General features: G+C 44.6%; 23 protein-coding genes. 10 read left to right on the forward strand and 13 right to left on the reverse strand.

Features of this window, described 5'->3' with window-relative positions; genetic code table 11:
* Positions 1-4 precede the first annotated feature (4 nt).
* Positions 5-1933: a sugar phosphate nucleotidyltransferase gene (locus CIK98_RS03015; RefSeq protein WP_094382806.1), complete on the reverse strand. Its 1929-nt coding sequence runs from the start codon at positions 1931-1933 to the stop codon at positions 5-7.
* A gap of 194 nt (positions 1934-2127) precedes the next feature.
* On the opposite strand from CIK98_RS03015, the gene CIK98_RS03020 reads away from it, so the two are divergent.
* On the forward strand, positions 2128-2709 hold the full coding sequence (locus CIK98_RS03020) for an RNA polymerase sigma factor (protein WP_094382807.1): 582 nt from the start codon (positions 2128-2130) through the stop codon (positions 2707-2709).
* A 34-nt stretch (positions 2710-2743) separates the two neighbouring features.
* Here the strand turns inward: CIK98_RS03020 and rpe are convergent, their stop codons facing one another.
* The 8 genes from rpe to CIK98_RS03060 form a co-directional block, all read right to left on the reverse strand.
* Positions 2744-3391 carry a ribulose-phosphate 3-epimerase gene (gene rpe / locus CIK98_RS03025; RefSeq protein ID WP_094382808.1) on the reverse strand — a complete coding sequence of 216 codons (648 nt, stop codon included), beginning with the start codon at positions 3389-3391 and terminating at the stop codon, positions 2744-2746.
* 228 nt (positions 3392-3619) lie between these two features.
* Complete coding sequence (fmt, locus tag CIK98_RS03030) at positions 3620-4600, reverse strand: methionyl-tRNA formyltransferase (RefSeq protein ID WP_094382809.1); 981 nt, start codon at positions 4598-4600, stop codon at positions 3620-3622.
* Between the two features lie 24 nt (positions 4601-4624).
* On the reverse strand, positions 4625-6424 hold the full coding sequence (locus CIK98_RS03035; RefSeq protein WP_094382810.1) for a chloride channel protein: 1800 nt from the start codon (positions 6422-6424) through the stop codon (positions 4625-4627).
* Positions 6425-6426: 2 nt separating this feature from the next.
* Positions 6427-6996 carry an L-threonylcarbamoyladenylate synthase gene (locus CIK98_RS03040; RefSeq protein WP_094382811.1) on the reverse strand — a complete coding sequence of 190 codons (570 nt, stop codon included), beginning with the start codon at positions 6994-6996 and terminating at the stop codon, positions 6427-6429.
* Between the two features lie 34 nt (positions 6997-7030).
* Entirely contained in the window at positions 7031-8599 is a 1569-nt protein-coding gene (locus tag CIK98_RS03045) for a peptide chain release factor 3 (protein ID WP_094382812.1), read from the reverse strand.
* Positions 8600-8603: 4 nt separating this feature from the next.
* Entirely contained in the window at positions 8604-9455 is an 852-nt protein-coding gene (gene rfbD, locus CIK98_RS03050; protein WP_094382813.1) for a dTDP-4-dehydrorhamnose reductase, read from the reverse strand.
* Positions 9456-9494: 39 nt separating this feature from the next.
* Positions 9495-10037 carry a DUF4924 family protein gene (locus CIK98_RS03055; RefSeq protein WP_094382814.1) on the reverse strand — a complete coding sequence of 181 codons (543 nt, stop codon included), beginning with the start codon at positions 10035-10037 and terminating at the stop codon, positions 9495-9497.
* Between the two features lie 20 nt (positions 10038-10057).
* Complete coding sequence (locus CIK98_RS03060; protein WP_094382815.1) at positions 10058-10726, reverse strand: LysE family translocator; 669 nt, start codon at positions 10724-10726, stop codon at positions 10058-10060.
* A gap of 127 nt (positions 10727-10853) precedes the next feature.
* On the opposite strand from CIK98_RS03060, the gene CIK98_RS03065 reads away from it, so the two are divergent.
* From CIK98_RS03065 to CIK98_RS03085, 5 genes are all read left to right on the forward strand, one after another.
* The gene (locus tag CIK98_RS03065; RefSeq protein ID WP_094382816.1) at positions 10854-11834 is read left to right on the forward strand and encodes an ROK family protein; all 981 of its coding nucleotides are present in this window, start codon (positions 10854-10856) and stop codon (positions 11832-11834) included.
* Between the two features lie 84 nt (positions 11835-11918).
* Positions 11919-12650, forward strand: coding sequence for a tRNA pseudouridine(38-40) synthase TruA (truA, locus tag CIK98_RS03070; RefSeq protein ID WP_094382817.1), 732 nt, complete (start codon positions 11919-11921; stop codon positions 12648-12650).
* An 18-nt stretch (positions 12651-12668) separates the two neighbouring features.
* Positions 12669-13589 carry a DMT family transporter gene (locus tag CIK98_RS03075; protein WP_094382818.1) on the forward strand — a complete coding sequence of 307 codons (921 nt, stop codon included), beginning with the start codon at positions 12669-12671 and terminating at the stop codon, positions 13587-13589.
* A 19-nt stretch (positions 13590-13608) separates the two neighbouring features.
* On the forward strand, positions 13609-14049 hold the full coding sequence (locus CIK98_RS03080) for an NfeD family protein (protein ID WP_094382819.1): 441 nt from the start codon (positions 13609-13611) through the stop codon (positions 14047-14049).
* A gap of 30 nt (positions 14050-14079) precedes the next feature.
* The gene (locus CIK98_RS03085; RefSeq protein ID WP_094382820.1) at positions 14080-15024 is read left to right on the forward strand and encodes an SPFH domain-containing protein; all 945 of its coding nucleotides are present in this window, start codon (positions 14080-14082) and stop codon (positions 15022-15024) included.
* A gap of 52 nt (positions 15025-15076) precedes the next feature.
* Here CIK98_RS03085 and CIK98_RS03090 read toward each other — a convergent pair whose 3' ends face one another.
* Positions 15077-15517 (reverse strand): lipocalin-like domain-containing protein, encoded by a 441-nt coding sequence (locus tag CIK98_RS03090; RefSeq protein ID WP_094382821.1) that lies wholly within the window; start codon positions 15515-15517, stop codon positions 15077-15079.
* Positions 15514-17082: a capsule assembly Wzi family protein gene (locus tag CIK98_RS03095; RefSeq protein ID WP_172409794.1), complete on the reverse strand. Its 1569-nt coding sequence runs from the start codon at positions 17080-17082 to the stop codon at positions 15514-15516. The genes CIK98_RS03090 and CIK98_RS03095 overlap by 4 nt, the downstream gene beginning before the upstream one ends.
* Positions 17083-17248: 166 nt before the next feature.
* Between CIK98_RS03095 and CIK98_RS03100 the strand changes: the two genes are divergently transcribed.
* Positions 17249-18250 carry a hypothetical protein gene (locus tag CIK98_RS03100; protein WP_172409795.1) on the forward strand — a complete coding sequence of 334 codons (1002 nt, stop codon included), beginning with the start codon at positions 17249-17251 and terminating at the stop codon, positions 18248-18250.
* A 7-nt stretch (positions 18251-18257) separates the two neighbouring features.
* Here CIK98_RS03100 and CIK98_RS03105 read toward each other — a convergent pair whose 3' ends face one another.
* Together CIK98_RS03105 and udk are read right to left on the reverse strand one after the other, a co-directional pair.
* Positions 18258-18764 (reverse strand): histidine phosphatase family protein, encoded by a 507-nt coding sequence (locus CIK98_RS03105; protein ID WP_094382823.1) that lies wholly within the window; start codon positions 18762-18764, stop codon positions 18258-18260.
* On the reverse strand, positions 18761-19369 hold the full coding sequence (gene udk / locus CIK98_RS03110) for a uridine kinase (protein ID WP_094382824.1): 609 nt from the start codon (positions 19367-19369) through the stop codon (positions 18761-18763). The genes CIK98_RS03105 and udk overlap by 4 nt, the downstream gene beginning before the upstream one ends.
* Before the next feature lie 222 nt (positions 19370-19591).
* On the opposite strand from udk, the gene CIK98_RS03115 reads away from it, so the two are divergent.
* The 3 genes from CIK98_RS03115 to trxB all read left to right on the forward strand — a co-directional run bounded on the left by CIK98_RS03115 (position 19592) and on the right by trxB (position 21605).
* Positions 19592-19846: a type B 50S ribosomal protein L31 gene (locus tag CIK98_RS03115; protein WP_094382106.1), complete on the forward strand. Its 255-nt coding sequence runs from the start codon at positions 19592-19594 to the stop codon at positions 19844-19846.
* Between the two features lie 179 nt (positions 19847-20025).
* Positions 20026-20586 (forward strand): glutathione peroxidase, encoded by a 561-nt coding sequence (locus CIK98_RS03120; RefSeq protein WP_094382825.1) that lies wholly within the window; start codon positions 20026-20028, stop codon positions 20584-20586.
* Between the two features lie 71 nt (positions 20587-20657).
* Entirely contained in the window at positions 20658-21605 is a 948-nt protein-coding gene (gene trxB, locus CIK98_RS03125) for a thioredoxin-disulfide reductase (RefSeq protein ID WP_094382826.1), read from the forward strand.
* Positions 21606-21709 lie beyond the last annotated feature (104 nt).

Consider the following 21709-nt stretch of genomic DNA (forward strand, 5'->3'; position numbering starts at 1 on the left):
ACTATCAATACTTCCTATACACATTTTTCAATGCTGCAGGATTGCCCATGTCAAACATTTCGCCTTCTATTCTCACACCCACCATGCCATAATTGCGACGCACAGCCTCAAGGGCGGTGGTGAGTTCAATCTCGCGAGTGCTATCGCTGTTTTCATAGTGTTCAATAATGTCGGCGGCAAGTTGTTCGTACACCTCGGGGGTAAGGATGTATTGTCCGAAAACAGAATAATACTCCTTCTGACCATCAGGACCATTAATACCAAGAAACTCCTCGGCATAACCCACCGTGGGTTTCTCAGCCATCTGCGACACGTTCATGACAGTGCGTTTCTTGTCTTCCCACACACCACTAAGTATGCCATAACGACTCACCTCGGCCAGTGGGATGGGATGGACGCTGACAGTGAGTTTGCTATAGAGTTCGAAATTCTCAATAAGCTGAAGAGCGCACGGCTTGTTGGTGGCACTGCGATAGAGCGTGTCGCCAAGCATTAGCAGTACTGGCTCGTTGCCGGCAAAATCACGAGTCTGATATACAGCATGACCAAAGCCCAGTTTCTCAGTCTGTATGACATACTGCAGGCGCTTTCCTATGTTTTGGATATGATTTTCATAATCCAAGGCCGCTGGACTAAGTTTAGAGAGATGCTCTTTAGACAGTGGAGTCTCGAAATAGTCACGATACAATTGTCTTTCCTCCTCAGAACCAAGCACCAAGCATATTTCCTCTATACCGCTCGCAACAAGCTCCTCAAGAAGGATGAGGATGACAGGACGCACCATGCCATCAGGACAGGGTATGGGGAAGAAGTCTTTCTTCATGCATCGTGTGGCAGGATAGAGTCGTGTGCCATAACCAGCCACTGGGATAATGGCTTTCCGTACGGTATGTACAGGACACATGGTGAGTTTATATGCCTGCATGCCACTGGAGTTAAGATAGTCGACTAACTTGAGTTGGCACTCCTCATTACGGGCAAGAAACTGCACCGAACCATCTCCATGAGAACCTACACCCTTGCCGCCATATACGAGGGGAAGAATATTGGGATCGTTGAGAGTGCGTTGAAGTTTGGGAGCTTTTAGGGCTTCTGACATTGGAGCCACGTCGGAATTAAAAAGACTCTCTGCCTCTGTCATGAGACGACCTAAGGATTCTATTTCGCCATTGGCCATGTAACTCACGGCACGATTCACGATATCAAGGTTTTTCTCACCAAGGGCAGCCTGTTCTCTGCGTCCAGCCTCGTCTACGGCAAAGGGATAAGCTCGGTTAAGGTCGCTAAGAATGCGTATAGTGTCCTTGCTGGCACAAAGGTCGGCAAACACCCAGTAGAGGTGTTTCTTGATGTTCAGAGCCTTCACGTCTATCTCGTCGCCGTCGAAGTGCATGAGACTTGGTTTTGAACCGAAGGCGCAAGCCTGGTCGAGTCGTCCACAACGAGACTGGGTGCGTAATTCGCCCAAATAGGCTATGTTCATCTCACCCAAGGTGTTGAGGTTTAGTTTGTATAACTGGTTAAACGCCCTTGCAACAAGCACGCATATAGCTGCGCTACTTGACAGTCCACTCTTGATAGGCAATGACATCGACTTGATATGAATATGTATGCCACCAACCTTATACCATTCGAGAATATATGACGCTACACCGGCACAATAGCAAAAAAATGACCCCGACTTAGCCACATGTTTCAGGTCTTGGTCCTGCATGCGACACGAAAAGTCTTGCCAAAAAGAGGCTATCTCCGGTGCTTCGCTTGTAAGTTTAAATACGGGTGATTTTTCAACATCAGCCAGAATGCCTTGTTCTATTCCAGTGACAATAGCAGCACCTTGTACTATGTCGGCATTCATTGTACGATAATGTCCAGCCCAGTCTGAATGTTCTCCAAAAAGACACAGACGACCTGGTACGAAGAGTTGTTTCATATATAGAAGTTATGTTAATGTTAGATTTTAAATGCAAAATTACCATTTTTTTTGTGATAAATCGCAAAAAATCAAAAGAAAATTTGCTTATTTAAGTAAAATGGTATAATTTTGCAGCAAATATCATAGTCAAACCATATAATTAACACATATCGCCTATTGAGAAAGTCTACTTAATAAAAAAAATTAAGTAAATGAAACAATTAAACGCAATGACCGACGAAGAGTTGGCCATGGAATACATGTCGGGCAACGACTATGCCTTCGACAAACTCTTGGAACGCTACAAGGAAAAAGTGTTCAAATACATCTTTTCGATGACAAAAGAGAAATCGACTGCAGAGGATATCTTTCAAGATGTCTTTGTGAGAATTATTGTGGGACTCAGGGAAGGAAAGTATACCAGCAAGGGATTTTTCAGCTACTGGGTGTCTACTATAACTCGCAACATACTCATCGACCACTTTAGGAAAGACAGAATTCTGGCAGCTGACCTTAACAACAACAACGACATCACAAAGATGTACCTTCCACAACTTACAGACGTGAGCGCGGAAACTACTATTGTGAACACACAGGTGAAAGATAGCGCCGTGAAACTCATGAATCACCTTCCTGAGTTGCAAAGGGAAGTGGTATACATGAAATATTTTGAAGACAAGTCGTTTAAGGAGATTGCCTCACTGACCAATGTGAGCATCAACACTTCGTTGGGAAGAATGAGATATGCCATACTGAACATGAGACGCATGGCAAAAAAATACAATAGTCTCTAACTAAAAAAAGAAATAGCAAAAGGCTTGCCGAACACTATAGTTCGCGCAAGCCTTTTATTATTGCCATAGGGTCTGATGACTTAAACACATAACTGCCGCTTACCAGCACGTCGACACCTGCTTTGACAAGGCGCGGGGCTGTTTCGGCCTGTACACCTCCATCCACTTCGATCAAAGCCTTCGAGCCACTTTCGGCTATCATGGTCTTCAGCCGACTCACCTTCGATATGGTGTTCTCGATAAACTTCTGCCCACCGAAGCCTGGATTGACACTCATAAGCAGAACCATGTCCACATCTTCTATTATGTCTTCAAGAGTAGACACTGGTGTAGAGGGATTGAGAGTAACGCCAGCCTTCATGCCTGCATCGTGGATTGCCTGTATGGTGCGGTGAAGGTGGGTACACGCCTCGTAGTGGACATTCATCATCATGGCGCCAAGTTTTGCTGTGCGACTTATGTACTGTTCGGGGTGTACTACCATGTAATGTACGTCAAGCGCTTTGCGGCATCGCGACGCGACTGCCTCAAGCACTGGAAAACCAAAAGAGATGTTGGGCACGAAGACACCATCCATCACGTCAAGGTGAAGCCATTCTGCCTCACTTTGGTTAATCATGTCAATGTCGCGGTCTAGATGTAGGAAATCGGCCGACAACAATGAAGGAGATACTATTGTCATATCTTGGGATTTAGTTAACTATAATAAATCGGTAATGTACCGCCGCCTCCATGACTGAAAGGGCGATATGAATGGGCGAGAAGCAAAATCATTTCAATTACTTTCTCGCTTGGTTGTACTTGTTCTAATTGAGTAGATGCTTTCTTCATAGGCAAAATAATTTGATGTTTATATTAATAGAAACGCAACATCCTACCCTTTTATTATATCTGCCTATAAAAAAATACACTACTTAACCATACTGCCCTCAAGACCTTTCATTCCATTGAGAAAATCGGATACAGCCATGCGCTTCTTTCCTGCTAACTGCACCTCCAATAGCCTCAACGCTGTAGATCCGCCACATGCCACAATGAGCTTTCGTCCGTCGACAAACATCGTTCCCGGTTCGGCGTTAAAGGACTTTTCCTCACGTGCTGCTGAATATATCTTCAGCACAGTGTCTTTGCCTCCTGGCAATGTGAGCATTGCCCATGCGCCAGGAACAGGACTCAGTCCGCGAATGAAGTCATACACTTGTTTGGCGGGTTTTGTCCAGTCAACGCGACATGTCTCCTTGAATATCTTCGGCGCAGACTTGAGTTGCTCACCAGAAGTAATCATCTCTTGCTGCGACATGGCATCTGGATGTCCGTCGGAGGCTATGATTTTTTCTATCGTCCGAAGACAAATATCGGCACCGAGACGCATAAGTCCGTCGTAGACATTCTCCACGTTATAGTCGTCATGGATGTCGAACGGCAGTTGCATAATAACGCGACCTGTATCTATATCATGGTCGAGGAAGAATGTGGTGACGCCAGTGCGTGTCTCTCCGTTGATGATGGCCCAGTTGATGGGTGCTGCTCCACGATACTGTGGCAGCAGGGCTGCATGCACATTAAAGGTGCCGTATTCGGGCATATCCCACACCACTTCTGGAAGCATTCTGAATGCCACCACCACTTGCAGGTCGGCATTGAAGGAACGGAGCTGATGGAGAAAATTCTCATCCTTCATCTTCACGGGTTGAAGCACAGGCAAGTTATGTTCTATGGCATACTGCTTCACTGCCGAGGCTTGTAGCACACTGCCATGACGGCCAACGGGTTTGTCGGGTTGCGTGACCACAGCCACCACATTATAGTCGTTACTTACGAGTGCGTCGAGTGTCTCGACAGCAAACTCGGGTGTTCCCATAAACACTATGCGTAAATCTTCTTTTTTCATAATTGTATTTTGCTTGTCTACTTGTCAGTCTTGACTCATATCAGCCACCATCTTTCTATACATGCCATACATACGCTGGCGTGAGATGTAGCCTTTCAGATGCCGGTCGTGGTCGAGAACTGGAAGCCAGTCGGCATGTGTAAGGTCAAACACCTTCATCACGTCGGTCATAGGGGCATCGTCGTTAAGCACTGCTGACGGCTGGGTCATAAGTTGTCGGGCCTTGAAATGATGGTATAGCTCTATGCGGAACACCACGTGACGAATTTTGGTAATGTCGATCTCACCTATCAGACTGCCTGCCGGGTCAACAACAGGCAAGAAACTGGTGCGGCTACGGCTTATCTTATGTACTATGGTGCCAAGCTCCATATCTGGATCTACAGCCAAATAGTTGCGGTCTATCACACTGTCGAGGCTCATAAGTGTAAGAATAGCATGGTCGGTATGGTGGGTGATTAGCTTTCCCTGCCTTGCCAGTCGCATACCATAGATGCTATGTGGTTCGAATATGTAGATGGTGAGATAAGAACATACACTCACTATCATAAGAGGCACTAAAAGGTTGTAACCTCCTGTAGTCTCGGCTATGAGGAAGATACCTGTGAGCGGAGCATGCATCACTCCCGACATCACGCCTGCCATGCCCAAAAGGGCAAAGTTTTTCTCTGGCACATATACACCTATATTATATATGTTCCACAAGCGGGCAAAAAGGAAACCGCTGAAGCATCCTATGAACAGACTGGGCGCAAACGTACCACCACAACCTCCACCACCATTGGTGGCCGAGGTGGCAAAAACCTTAAACAGAATTACCAAGGCTACATAGACCACAAGCATATTGGTCTCGCCAGCAAAAAGCGAATTGCTCATTACGCCATCCCAGTCGGCCTGTGTCTTTCCGTTGAGAAGAAGGTTTATCGACCTGTAGCCCTCGCCGAAAAGCGAAGGGAAAAGGAAGATGAGAAGGCTAAGGACACTACCACCAAGAAGCAGTTTCATGTAAGGCTTGTCTTTGAACTTGGCGAAGATGTTTTCGCAGAATGTCATCGTACGAATGAAATACAGGCTCACCAAACCGCAGAACACTCCAAGAAGTATGTTGGCAGGCACACGTTCCACTGGCCACTCTATGTCAAGATAAAAAGAGAACAGCGAGGTGGAGCCACGGAAGATGTAGGTGAAGCAGGTGGCGGTGACACAAGAGACAAGGATAGGAAGAAGAGATGCCATGGTGAGGTCGATCATCAGCACTTCAAGTGTGAACACCAAGCCTGCTATGGGAGCTTTGAAGATGCCTGATATGGCACCTGCGGCACCACAGCCCACAAGAAGCATAAGCGTCTTGTTGTCCATGTGGAAGAGCTTGCCTAAATTGGATCCTATGGCAGAACCTGTGAGCACAATAGGAGCCTCAGCTCCTACAGAGCCTCCAAAACCGATGGTGATGCCTGACGCTACCACCGACGACCAGCAGTTATGTCCTCTCAATCTGCTTCTCTTGCTACTTATGGCATAAAGAATGCGGGTAATGCCATGGCTGATGTTGTCTTTCACAATATATCTCACAAAGAGCGATGTGAAGAAGATACCCACAACGGGATAGACGAGGTAGAGCCAGTTGGCACCAGTCTTGTCGAATGAGCTGGTCAGAAGGGCCGCAATCTGGTTGATGACCCAGTGAAGCACAAATGCAGCAATGGCGGAGAAGAAACCTACTAGGAAGGCAAGTGCAAGAACAAAAGCCCTTTCGCTGACATGTTCCTCACGCCAGCGGCAGAACCGTCTGAAAAGTCCTTCCTTTGTATTTGTTTCAATCATGTTTATTTTCTTATTATCTCCACTTCACCGCCTTTGCCAAGTTTGATGATGCTTGATGGGCGGTGTGGTTTGTGTTCCTGTCGGCGGGTCCAGCAGACATAGTCCACTGCGTCGATTATTTCCTGTGAAATGTCGCAATAGTTTTGGGCCGTTGGTTCGCCGGAGATGTTGGCCGACGTTGATACGATAGCCTTCTGAAACCGATAGCACAAAGACTTTGAGAATGCCTCCTGGGTGATGCGTATTCCTATGCTCCCGTCAGCGGCTACGAGATTAGGCGCAAGATTTACTGCCTCGTCGAGAATGACGGTGGTGGGTTTGTCGACACAGTCAAACAGTTCCCATGCCACCGATGGTACATTGCGCACATAGCGCTGGAGTCGGGCGTCGCTGTCTACAAGGCAGATAAGAGCCTTTGAGTCTTCACGGCGCTTTATCTTATACACCCTGGCCACGGCATCTGCATTTGTAGCATCGCATCCTATGCCCCAGACAGTGTCTGTCGGATAAAGTATCACCCCACCACGTCTCAACACTTCTACGGCGTTTTTTATGTCATCTTCTGTTTTCATTGTCGGTAAATAATTCTTCTCTCTATTCTTATAATCAAAACTCGCTCGTAAAATGGAACTTGATATGCTTGAAGTCTTCCTGAGCCATGCTCAAGACATAACCACTGTCGGCAAGAAACACATCACGACCATCCTTATCCTTTGCCATATACTGATACTTGCGCTTCTTGAAATTCTCCAGTTCAGCCTCGTCGTCACTCTCTATCCAGCAAGCTTTATACAGATGAACTGGCTCCCAACGGCACTTCGCATTATACTCGTTTTCAAGACGATACTGTATGACCTCAAACTGCAACTGACCCACTGTGCCAACAATCTTTCTTCCATTAAACTGATTGACAAACAACTGTGCCACACCTTCGTCCATGAGCTGGTCGATACCTTTCTGAAGTTGTTTTGCCTTCATCGGGTCGTCATTCTCAATATATTTAAATAACTCTGGAGAAAAGCTGGGCAGACCGCGGAAATGAAGCTGTTCGCCATCAGTAAGGGTGTCGCCGATCTTGAATATCCCATTGTCGGGAAGACCAACGATGTCGCCTGGCCATGCCTCGTCGATAGTGCTCTTACGCTGTGCCATAAACTGCGTTGGCGAAGAAAATCTCACAGTCTTTCCCTGACGCACATGGAGATATGGCTTGTTACGCTCGAACTTGCCGCTGCACACTTTGCAGAAGGCGATGCATGAGCGGTGATTGGGGTCGATATTGGCTGTGATTTTGAATATGAAACCTGTGAACTTCTTCTCCTCGGGGTCTACCATGCGCTCCTCGGCCTTTGTGGGGCGAGGACTGGGGGCTATCTCCACGAAACAGTTGAGAAGTTCCTCGACTCCGAAATTGTTAAGTGCAGAACCGAAAAACACTGGAGCTACCTCGGCTTTCCTGTACGACTCGATGTCAAACTCAGGATAAACGCCATCAACAAGTTCAAGGTCGTCGCGCAGCTTTGTGGCATCAGCCTCTCCTACATGACTATCCAGCTGATCGCTATTGATGTCTACCTCCACTTTTTCGGTCACACGTTGCTTGTCGGGTGTGAAAAGATCGAGTTTACCTTCATATATATTGTAAACACCCTTGAACTTTACACCCTGATTGATAGGCCAACTAAGCGGTCGGACTTTGATTTCCAGTTCCTGTTCCAATTCATCAAGCAGGTCAAACGGGTCGCGTCCTTCACGGTCCATCTTATTGATGAAGATGATGACTGGTGTGTTACGCATTCGGCATACAGTCATGAGTTTGCGTGTCTGAGTCTCCACACCCTTTGCTCCATCTACGACAATAATGGCTGAGTCGACAGCAGTGAGGGTACGGAAGGTGTCTTCAGCAAAATCCTGGTGACCTGGAGTGTCGAGAATGTTCACCTTATAGTCTTTGTAGTCGAATTCCATGACACTGGTAGACACAGAGATACCACGTTGCTTTTCTATGTCCATCCAGTCAGAAGTGGCGGTCTTTCTTATCTTGTTACTTTTTACTGCACCAGCCACCTGTATTTGTCCACCGAAGAGAAGAAACTTCTCTGTAAGAGTGGTTTTTCCGGCATCCGGGTGAGATATAATAGCAAATGTCCTTCTTCTTTCTATTTCCTTACTCATAGTGTTATTTCAGTTTTTCAATACACTTAGCCAACGACTCTTCCCAATATGGAATTTCAATATCATATGTCTGCTTTATCTTTGTCTTGTCGAGCACACTATATGCCGGGCGATTGGCTGGTGTGGGATATTCGCTTGTGTGCAGAGGGCGCACATGGCATGTGGTGATGCCTGCGATACGATGGATGGCCTTAGTGAAGTCATACCAACTGATGACGCCTTCGTTGGAGAAATGATATACTCCTGGCACGATGCCTTTCTCTATGGCAGTCATAATGGCCATGGCGAGATCGCCAGCATATGTCGGTGTTCCTATCTGGTCGAATATCACTCCCAGCTGTTGCTTCTCCTTTCCAAGTCTGAGCATAGTCTTGACAAAGTTGTTGCCGAATGTACTATAGAGCCATGCTGTACGAATAATCATTGCACGACTGCAGAATTTCTGCACTCCCAGTTCTCCGGCAAGTTTTGTGCTTCCGTACACGCTATCAGGTGAAGGAGTGTCGTCTTCTCTATAAGGAGTGTGTGCCTTTCCGTTAAAAACATAGTCGGTAGACACTTGTATGATCCATCCTCCTCGTTTTTCAACAGCGGCAGCAAGATAAGCGGGAGCCACTGTATTGAGCGATGTGCACAATTCTTTTGAGCTTTCAGCCTTGTCTACTGCCGTATATGCAGCACAGTTTACGATGCCGTCAATTTCGTTGTCGGCCACAAAGCTCTCGATGGCAGCCTGGTCGGTGATGTCGAGTTCTGCCACATCGGTATTATAAAACTGATGTTGTGGATAGTTTTTTTCCAGCAACTGCATTTCGTTGCCTAATTGTCCATTGCAGCCTGTAATCAGTATGTTCATATTGTTTGTTATATTTATTTAAGTTTCGAAAATCTTGATTTAAAACTCCAGTCCTTCGCTTTTGTCCTTGAAATAGTAGTCGTTGAGCATTCCTATCAAAGTTGAAATTTCCTTAACAGCATGTGCTGTGTCGGGACTGATATCTTTTTTCTGCAAACGTAGCATCATCACCCCATAAAGGGAGTTGAAACAAGTTTCTATCTCGTTTTCCTCCTTTACAGCACCCCTGTTTCTCAGTTCCACAATATAAGGAAGCACCTTATAATATTCTGAGGAATAGAACGGGAACTTTGTGCTACCTAAGAGTTGGGCGTGAAGGTCTTCAAGCATCAAGAGTGTTGCCTTGTTCACCTGAAGATGTCCTTTTTCTCTGCATCCCTCCTCGTTCATCATCCTAATGAGATTGCCAAACCAGTCGGCCTCATCTTCCTTTTGTTCGTCTGTATAGTCAAACTTTTCGATATACTCACGGCGTATTCTCGAGAGCGAGCATCCAAAAGCCCTAATTGTGTCCTCCACCTGCCACATGTACAAGATATACTCGGCAATATTTGTTTTTCTTAATTCCTGTGCAATAAACATTCTAACTAAAAAATAATTTTTTACTTGAAAAATCTGTAAAGGTTTGTCACTGTTCCCAAAAACATAATGATGGAGCACAAGACCACCACCGACCCGATAAACTGGTTGATGATTTTAATACCGTTGGCATCAAATTTTCCTCGTATCTTGTCGATGAGCCATGTAAGCCCATACCACCAAAGCAATGCTCCGAACACTATGCTTAGGAAGCCTACAAACATCTCAAAAGGATGATTGGGCATGACAAACGCAAACTGGGCATAGCAGGCGAGGAAGAGGAATATGATGAGCGGATTAGAGAATGTGACTAGAAAAGCGGTGACCCCATTGTGCCATAACGTACCTTTTCCATTGCCCGAGTTGTGAATTTTCTTCGTTGGATCCGAACGATAGGTGTACAATCCGAACAACAACAGCATAATGCTACCCACAATCTGTAGATACATCTTCGTTTGCTGGTTGCTCAACACATCCATCACATAGCTCATGCCATAACCTGTAATGGCAGCATATATCATGTCGCTTACAGCAGCACCGATACCTGTGATAAACCCATACCATCTGCCTTTGTTCAGCGTCCGCTGGACACAAAGCACTCCCACCGGCCCCATTGGAGCCGATGCGATTATTCCGATTAACATCCCCTTAGAGATGAAATTCAATATGTCTATATGTATTTGAAACGGCATAACGACTGCAAAATTGCAAATTTTTTGCTAAACACACAAGTTTTTTGCCCAAAATCTTTGAATAATCGCATATTTTTTCTAACTTTGCCGTCGAAAACATAGAACTATATCAAAAATTTATCAAATAATGAACGCGCAACCTGTTATGAAGCCGTACGTAATCGGCTTGGATCTGGGAGGTACTAACTCAGTATTCGGAATTGTGGATAGTCGTGGAGACATCAAAGCCACCACTGCCATCAAGACACAAATTTACGACAACGTGGATGATTATGTCAACGCGTCTATCGACGCACTTCAGATAATCATCGACCAAGTGGGAGGAATCGAAAAGATCAAAGCAATGGGCATTGGTGCTCCTAACGCTAACTACTACAATGGATGCATAGAGCATGCTCCTAACCTTGTTTGGGGAAAAGGTGTCGTGCCACTTGCAAAGATGTTCAGCGACAGACTCGGCATTCCTGTTGCCATGACCAACGACGCCAATGCAGCTGCTATCGGTGAAATGGCATACGGAGTGGCAAGAGGTATGAAAAACTTTATCGTGATTACTCTCGGTACGGGTGTAGGTTCTGGTATCGTAATCAACGGACAGCTCGTTTACGGTAGCGACGGAATGGCAGGAGAGCTCGGACACGTGACAATGGTTAGAGGCAAAGATGGAAGATTATGTGGATGCGGACGCACTGGATGTCTCGAAGCATACTGTTCGGCTACTGGCGTGGCACGCACCGCACGAGAAATACTATCAAAAACTGACGAGCCTTCGCTCTTAAGAGAAATCAATCCAGATAACATCACTTCGCTCGACGTGAGCATCGCTGCTGGAAAGGGAGACAAAATAGCTAACGAGATATTCCAGTTCACAGGAAAAATGCTCGGTGAGGCTTGCTGCGACTTCGCCGCATTCAGCAGTCCCGAAGCTTTCATCTTCTTCGGAGGACTCGTAAAGGCTGGTGACCTCATCATGAACCCTATAAAAGAGGCTTATGACGCTCACGTACAAGAAATATTCAAGGGAAAAGCCCAATTCCTCATTAGCGGACTCGACGGAGCTTCGGCTGCTGTGCTAGGAGCAAGTGCTATCGGTTGGGACATACAATAAACCAACTTGTAAGAATCAGAAATCCCTCGCAGCGTGAAAACTATTATCTTGTTGTCACGATGCGAGGGATTTATACAAATATTATTGATGAGATATTTCATAACACTCGCATACGACGGAACTGACTTCCACGGATGGCAAATACAGCCAAATGGCAACTCTGTACAGGAAGAACTGCAAAAAGCGCTCTCTACACTCATGAGACAACCTATGGAAGTGGTGGGCGCAGGAAGAACCGACGCGGGAGTACATGCACGAAAGATGGTGGCTCACTTTGACAGTGATAGCGACGTGGACTGCCAACAGTTGGCTTATCGACTTAACAGAATGGTGCCACGGTCAATAGCCATATATAAAATAGAAAATGTGACTGACGATATGCATGCCCGTTTCAGCGCAAAACGACGCACTTACCGATATTTTGTCCACACACACAAAAACCCCTTTCTAAGACATTACTCCTACCAACTGCCATATTCTCTTGACTTCAACAAGATGAATAAGGCGGCCTGCATACTTAAAGAGTATTCTGACTTCGGAGCTTTCTGTAAAAGCCATTCTGACGTGAAGACCACGATATGCAAGGTGACAGAAGCCAAATGGCATCAGACTTCGCCATGCGAGTGGTATTTTGAAATAAGTGCCGACAGATTTCTGAGAAACATGGTAAGAGCCGTAGTAGGAACACTAATCGATGTAGGACGGAGTAGACTCTCGATTGAAGATTTCAGAGGTGTGATAGAAGGCAGGAAACGAACTGCCGCAGGAGAATCAATGCCAGGCAACGCCTTGTTTCTCGAGAATGTAGAGTATTAGTTTTTGAAGTTAAGAGTTATGTGGTTAATATTAGCATTTCTTTCTGCCGCTTTGCTCGGCTTTTATGATTCGTTTAAGAAAAAGGCTCTGGAAGGCAACGCCGTGATACCAATATTGTTTCTGAACACGTTGTTCTCGTCGCTCATCTTCCTGCCGTTCATCATTGTAAGCTACACAACAGACGCTCTTGACGGAAGCCTATTTCATGTAGCAAGCGGTGGCTGGGAAACTCATAAATATATAGTGCTGAAAAGCTTTATCGTATTGAGTAGCTGGATATTAGGCTATTTCGGAATGAAACACTTGCCGCTAACCATTGTGGGACCTATAAATGCCACTCGCCCCGTAATGGTACTCGTGGGAGCACTGCTGATATTTGGAGAAAGGCTCAACATATGGCAATGGCTCGGTGTGGCATTGGCTGTGATATCGTTTTTCATGCTTAGCCGAAGCGGAAAAAAAGAGGGAATAGACTTCAAGCGCGACCACTGGATATGGATGATAGTGGGTGCCGCTCTATTAGGAGCCGTAAGCGGACTATACGACAAATATCTCATGGCCTCACCGGCAGATGGAGGAGTGGGACTCGACAAAATGATAGTACAGAGCTGGTATAACATCTACCAATGCTTCATGATGGGTGCCATGCTTTTATTGTTGTGGTGGCCAAACAGAAAGAATACAACTCCGTTTAGATGGCACTGGTGCATTGTGTTCATTAGCATCTTCCTCTCAGCCGCCGACTTCGTTTACTTCTACTCGCTGTCGTTACCTGGTGCCATGATTAGTATAGTATCGATGATTAGGCGTGGTAGCGTGGTGGTGAGTTTCCTTTTCGCAGCCTTAGCATTCCACGAAAAAAACCTAAAGTCCAAGGTGGTCGACCTCGCGCTTGTACTCCTGGGTATGGTTTGTCTCTATATAGGGTCAAGGAGTTAAATAATTAAAGAGTTAAAATATGATTGATTATTTAAATGAAAATCTATGGCAATTATGGGCTATAGTCACAGTAATGTGTATTGTACTCGAAATGTTTACGAGCGGGTTCTTCATTCTTTGCTTCGCCATTGGAGGACTGGCAGCACTGGCTTCCTCCTTCTTCGGAGGCATATATGTTCAGTTGGCGGCATTTGCAATTGTCTCGGGGGTAAGCATCTTTTTGGTAAGACCTTTCGCCTTGCGCTATTTGCACTTCAATCGCGAACCTGTGCCAAGCAACGCCGATGCCATCATAGGACGCGAAGCTTTTGTGAGCCAGGACATCCCAGCTAACGGATATGGACGAGTGGCTATTGATGGCGACGACTGGAAAGCGACAGCCAATAGCGATATCAAGAAAGGAGAAAAAGTTAAAATCATTGGCAGAGAAAGCATCATTCTCACTTGCCAAGCCTTATAGTTAGTGTTTAACATCAAATTATTTACGATCATGACCTATGTATTGATTGCCATTGTGGTACTTGTATTAATTTTCGCGAAGATGGCTCTTGTCATCATTCCACAGTCAGAAACAAAAATTATTGAACGATTGGGAAGATACTATGCAACCCTGCGTCCTGGTATAAACATCATCATACCTATTGTTGACAGGGCTAAGGAGATTGTGGTGATGAGGGCTGGACGTTACGTCTACTCCAACTCCATAGACCTACGCGAACAAGTGTATGACTTCCCAAAACAAAACGTGATTACGAAAGACAATGTGCAAACAGAAATCAACGCATTGTTGTACTTCCAGATTGTAGACCCGTTTAAAGCTGTTTATGAAATCAACAACCTGCCCAACGCCATAGAAAAACTGACACAAACAACACTCCGTAACATTATAGGCGAACTGGAACTCGACGAGACACTCACAAGCCGCGACACCATAAACACAAAACTGCGTTCAGTGCTCGACGATGCAACAAACAAGTGGGGAATAAAGGTTAACCGTGTTGAGCTTCAAGATATTACTCCTCCTGAAAGCGTACTAACGGCAATGGAGAAACAGATGCAGGCAGAGCGTAACAAGCGAGCAACCATTCTCACGAGTGAAGGAAAGAAAGCCAGCGACATCCTACAGTCGGAAGGAGAGAAAATGGCTACCATCAACCGCGCAGAAGCTCTCAAGCAACAGGCAATTCTAAAAGCTGAAGGTGAGGCGCAGGCAAGAATACGCAAGGCAGAGGCTGAAGCTATCGCGATAAAAAAGATTACTGAAGCTGTGGGGGAGTCGACTAATCCCGCCAACTACCTTCTTGCCCAAAAATATATTCAGATGCTGCAACAAATAGCAGAAGGCGACAAGACCAAGACCGTTTATCTGCCTTATGAAGCCACCAACCTTATGGGTAGCATAGGAGGAATAAAAGACTTGTTTAAAAGTGAATAAATGAAAAGGTGCGGTGATTTACCGCACCTCTTTTATATATTTGCACTTCTCGTTAATATTTTCTGAATGTCATCTTTAGCCTGTTAGTATAAAGCACCATTCGATCGTTGGTCAAGGTTACAATTGTCAGAGTATCTGGCACGCGATCAATACCATAGATATTAAAACACGACGTGTCTCGAACAATAAGGTCTGATGAATCTCTATTGTCTATTATCGGGTCGTAAATGACCAAACGATCAGAGCCACGCTCAAACCTGAAAAAGATGTGTGGTGCACGATTGCCTGTTGTAGCAAGATGTTTCATTTCAAGCAGACGCTTTTGAACTGACCAAAAGACCAGTGACTCACGCGTGTCTTCACCATTTCCGTTAGACAAGGTGTCTACCGATGTCATCTGCCAAAATCCATCAAAGTCTCCGTTTGACGAAGGCACCAGATCGCATGAAAACAACATGCCAACTGCAACATATATATATAAAAGGTGTTTCATCGTTTTTGTTTCTTATTTAATAATCCTTTGTTGACCAATGTGAGCTGAAGGCCTGAATTGTTACCACGTAACGCCCCTCTGTCTATGGCAGCTGCTGCGCAAAGATGCCAATGATTTCCCAAAAAGATATTGGCTTCAAACATGGCACTGAAATTTTCCTTCGGGTTTGGATATGGTTTGCGGAATGTACCGTAGCCTTTCTGCCATGAGGCAAGGAAACGATAATTGAATCTGTCTGTCGGTGCACCGGAAATGCCAAGATGATATGCGACAAAGCGATTACATTCCACTTCTATCAAACCGTCGTTGTTATATATCGGCGAAAGATACAACGGATTGCCTATCACCTGGCCCCAATGCTGCCAACCTGTATAAAGGTGATGGTTGTAATAGTTGTCAAGACCGCTCACATGGTCGGGCATCATCTGAGTATGATCGTGATATAAAGGTCCACTCTGATATTTTGTGTATAGATATTCTACCACAATATTATTAACATACCTTGCATCCTTCAGTTTAAGCTCTGTTCCGAGCATAATGTCACGCAGGTCGTAGAGTGTGTATCGGCTTTTCACTCTTTCGTTCCACTCCGCCCCAGTGCCGTAGCCATCATAGTCGAGGAATAGCATTGAAGAATGATCTTCAAAATAATGGTCGGCATACACACCAAGGTTCCATGTGTCATAGTCGGCATTGAGTCGCATCACCCAGCTTCCTACAATATTTCCAGTAGCATTACGATAGGTTGTTTCTGTTGTCTCGCCACCTCCAGGAACAAACGCCTGCAGAAATGCCGTTAACGATTTGTCATTCTCAATCTTTCTCATTGTTCCATCAGACATGGGCCAATATGCATTTCCTGCCACCTGTGCACCCATCTCCAATCCGGCTTCTACGGAAAATGGAAAATATTGTTCTTCATTTCCAATCTTAACATATCCAGCCTTTGTATGAAGGAATGTGTCTTCGGTGTATCGTGACTTCATCTGTGTCACGTCTTTCTGCCATCCATCGTCGGTAGTCATTCCATAAGCGATATGTCCTTTTATGCTCACCCACCCTTTCGTGCCAGGCACATTCCAATAGTCTTCGAGAGCAAGCCGCAAGGAAGGCACCGGACGTGAATTGATACCAAGAGTCTGGGAACCACTGCTAAGTCTCTGATTTTTCAGTTCCATGGGTTCTTCTTTGCTTCCCAATGTCAATCGTCCCTTAAGATAACGCACTTCGACAAAAGCCTGCTGTACTACAGTTGACGAGGTATAATGAAAGGCTTGTGCAATGTCTATACCAAAACCGACATCCCACTTTCTGTTACGGTCAGCAGAAGAAGGAAGTTCTACTGTGGCACGCATATATCCATTGGCTTTTGATAAAGAACTTAACCCATACTTATTTGCGTTAAGCCATAATGGTGTATGGCGTCCAACAGATGCAGACATCTGAGTAGACAAGGAATAGTCTATTCCTTCAGTATCATCAGAGTCTATAGCTGCTTTGGCAACAGAAGGAGCAAAACAGAGTTCTCCAATAGCTAACAAATGCCAAAATAATTGGGTTGACATACATTTCATGGGTGCAAAATTACACATTTCAAACGAAACTACCAAACATATTAGGGTTTTTCCTCTCATTAGATAGGGAAAATCCCTTTTATATCAATCCAAAAAGAATTAATTTTGCAGCAGAAATAACAAACAAGATGTTAAACCATTTATATAATATACGATTATGAAAAAGATATTGACTACTTTAGTGGCAATGATAGCCTTAACGGTTTCTGCCAACGCAATGAGTTATGAACAGGCTCGCAGAGAGGCATTGTTCCTCACCGACAAAATGGCTTACGAACTGAACCTTTCTGATGCACAATATGATGCAGCATACGAAATCAACCTCGACTATCTCATGGGGGTCACCAGTGTTGACGATGTGTATGGCACATACTGGACAAGACGCAATCTCGACATCAGCTACGTGCTGCTTGACTGGCAATGGAATGCTTTCTGTGCTGCCAACTACTTCTATCGTCCTCTCTACTGGAGAGCTGGATGCTGGCATTTCGGCATTTATGCCCGCTACCCTAATCGTTCATATTACTATTTCCACAGACCAACTGTGTATGTATCGTATAGGGGTGGACATAGCTGGAGAGCTAACGGCGGCCATAGCTACTACCATAGACGTAGAGACCATTTCTGCACTCCAGTACACAACGCCGGAATGAGAGACAGATGGAACAGAGGGGAAATAGGTAATCGCCATTATGGCAGACTGGACAATGACCGCAACAACCAATATAACAATAGAAATAATAGAAACGACAGATATACAAACGGAAATAATAGAAACGACAGATATACAAACGGAAATAATAGAAACGACAGATATACAAACGGAAATAATAGAAACGACAGATATACAAACGGAAACAATAGAAACGACAGATATACAAACGGAAACAATAGAAACGACAGATATACAAACGGAAACAATAGAAACAATAGTTACAGATTTGACCACAACAAAGGGTTAGAAAGAAACAGTTCTACTAGAATTACAGTAAAAAAGCGTGACGAAAGTGGAAGTTCTTACAACAGAGGCGGAAGCTCAATCAACAGAGGCGGAAGCTCAATCAACAGAGGCGGAAGCAGCAATGGTGGAAACCGAAACAGCGGCAATTCTTTCCGACAAAGCGGTGGATCACGTCAGTCACAAATGAAAACTATTTAGGAGACATCTAAAGTTCCAAAATCCTGATTTCACAGTTTGCCATAGGGCGCACCTCACTCATAGTTACTTTGTAATAAACAGCCTGAATAGCTTTATTAATAATGCCATGCCCAACGGCAACCACACTATGACCTGGATATTCAGAACGCACGAAGTCCAAAAAAATCTTTGCTCTATATAGTAGGTGGTCGAGCGACTCAATGTCGTCCGGCCACTTCTCTTCTTTCAAATCGGGAATATATCGGCCAGTAAAACTGCCCCAGTCGCGCTCTCGCAACAGTTTTGTTGTAGAAACGTCAAGTCCATGCTTATTTGCAATGATACAAGCTGTGTCGTAGGAGCGTTTCAAGTCGCTCGACACCACGGCATCCACATGTTCTCCAGCCAACGAAATAGCCACTTCTTCAGCCTGTCTGATTCCCGTTTCGTTAAGCTGTCCTTGGGTTTGACCCTGCATTATACGGTTTGCGTTATCCACAGTTTCACCATGTCTCACAAGCATCAAAGTAGTCATTTTATTGTTTTTTCTATATAACTCTTGATAATATTAATGCCAGTTTTGTTTTCTCCACCCAACGGAATAATAATGTCGGCATATTTCTTTGAAGGCTCAATAAACTGCTCATGCATTGGCTTCAATACTTTTAGATATCGGTCGATTACCATATCTACAGTCCTTCCACGCTCCACCACATCACGTTGTATGTTTCTTATGAGTCGTTCATCAGAATCAGTGTCAACAAATATCTTGATATCCATCATATCACGCAGTTCCTTATTTACAAGAGTCATAATACCTTCAATAAGTATCACAGGTTTTGGCTCAACATGCACCGTTTCCTTTAATCTATTACTTAGAATATAAGAATAGGTGGGCTGTTCAACCGGTTCACCAGCTTTAAGTTTTTTAATGTGTTGAATAAGCAACATCCAGTCAAAAGCATCAGGGTGGTCAAAATTTATGGCACGGCGGGCCTCATCAGTCATGCCTGTCGTGTCGTTATAGTAGGAGTCGAGCGGCATCACAGCAACATAATGTGGTGGCAACGACTCAACTATCTTCTTTACCACAGTGGTCTTACCCGACCCTGTTCCACCAGCTACACCAATAATTTTCATATTCGTTCAGTATGAATTATATTATATGAATAAACCAAATTAATTTCATAAAACAGCACAAAAATACGAAAAACGAATGAAATATACAACCATTCCCCCTGTTTTTTTACATTAAAGAAAAAAAAAAGTCCGAAACATTTGCTAATTAGAAAAAAAAGCACTACCTTTGCCGACCGAAAAGAGAAATTATAATTAATTATATCAATAATATTTAAACAAAAAATGAAAAAAGGAATTCATCCAGAGAACTATCGCCCCGTCGTATTCAAGGATATGTCCAACGGCGATATGTTCCTTACACGTTCTACTTGTAAGACAAATGACACAGTAGAATTTGAAGGCGAAACTTACCCAGTGGTAAAGATTGAAATCTCGAGCACTTCACACCCGTTCTATACTGGTAAGAGCAAGCTCGTCGACACCGCAGGTCGCGTAGACAAGTTCATGAGCCGCTATGGTAAGGCAGCCAAGAAATAACAATACAACAATATTTCTATTGGCAAGACATTGAAAGAGTGCATTCAGGTAGTTGCATATACCTGGATGCACTCTTTACTTTGCGACAACACAAAAAAAATATAAAAAATTCTGAAAACCTTGGTCATATAGGATTTATTTCTTATCTTTGTACCGTAATAACAGAATACATACAAAAAATGAGCACAATTTTCGATTTTTCAGTAAAAGACAGAAAAGGCAAGGCCGTGGCACTTAAAGAATACGCCAACGAGGTTTTGCTGATTGTAAACACAGCCACAAAATGCGGATTCACACCGCAATATGAAGACTTGGAGAAACTCTATGAAAAATATCATAGCCAAGGATTCGAAATTCTCGATTTCCCATGCAACCAGTTTGGACAACAGGCACCTGGCACAGACGAGTCTATACACCAATTCTGTAAGATGACATACGGAACCGAGTTTCCAAGATTTAAGAAAATCAAAGTAAACGGCGATGATGCCGACCCACTATACAAGTTCCTAAAAGAACAGAAAGGCTTCGCTGGATGGAATATGGAACACCCATTGGCACACATTCTCGACGACATGCTGAGGAAAGACGATCCTGACTATCAGAGCAAGGCTGACATCAAGTGGAACTTCACCAAATTCCTTACCGACAAGCGTGGTATGGTGGTGGCAAGATTTGAACCAACAGAATCATTAGACACCATTGAGAAGAATATTCAAGAACTACTTTCACAGAATATTTAAGTTGATTTTTAACTCACCGCCTTACATATACAAGAAGGCGGCAATTAAGTAAAACTAATAATAATCATACAATGGAACAAAACAAAGTGGAACATGTTCGTTGCCTCATTGTAGGTAGCGGCCCTGCTGGTTACACAGCAGCCATCTATGCATCAAGAGCCAATCTCAACCCTGTGGAATACAGCGGATTACAACCTGGCGGACAATTAACACAGACGACAACTGTAGAAAACTTCCCAGGCTATCCCGAAGGTGTTGACGGAAATCAGATGATGATGGATATCAGAGAACAGGCCGAACACTTCGGAGCCGACATTCGAGATGGAGAAATAGTGAAAGTTGATTTCTCAGAATCACCATATAAGCTCACCACTGACAGTGGACACGAACTTACAGCCGACACGGTGATAATTGCCACAGGCGCATCGGCAAAATATCTTGGACTTGACGATGAACGCAAATACAACGGACAGGGTGTGTCTGCATGTGCCACTTGCGATGGTTTTTTCTATCGCAAAAAGACCGTTGCCGTGGTAGGCGGTGGTGATACAGCCTGTGAGGATGCCCTATATCTTTCAGGACTCGCCAAAAAAGTCTACCTTATTGTCAGAAAGCCTTTCCTGAGAGCTTCTAAGGTGATGCAGGAGCGTGTCATGGCAGCAGAAAACATCGAGATTCTTTTCGAGCACAACACCATTGGACTGTTTGGTGAAAATGGAGTGGAAGGCGCACATCTTGTGAAGAGAAAGGGCGAAACTGACGAGGAACTGGTTGACATTGCCATCGATGGTTTCTTCCTCGCCATTGGACACAAGCCCAATAGCGATGTATTCAAACAGTGGCTCGATACCGACGAAGTGGGCTACATCAAGAAGATTGACGGAACACCACGCACAAAGGTGCCTGGAGTATTCGTAGCTGGAGATGTTGCCGACCCCGTATATCGTCAGGCCATCACTGCAGCAGCCAGCGGCTGCCAAGCTGCTATTGAAGCTGAAAGATACTTGATGAACAAATAGGAAGTTTAGTAGATAAAAAAGGTTAAGGAGTTAAGACAGATGCATAAGCCAATACAAAAACAGGCTTACTGCATTATCGTCTTAACTCCTTAACGTTATACGAT

It is taken from the genome of Prevotella sp. P2-180, from assembly GCF_002251435.1.
In the GTDB taxonomy this organism is placed as follows: Bacteria; Bacteroidota; Bacteroidia; order Bacteroidales; family Bacteroidaceae; genus Prevotella.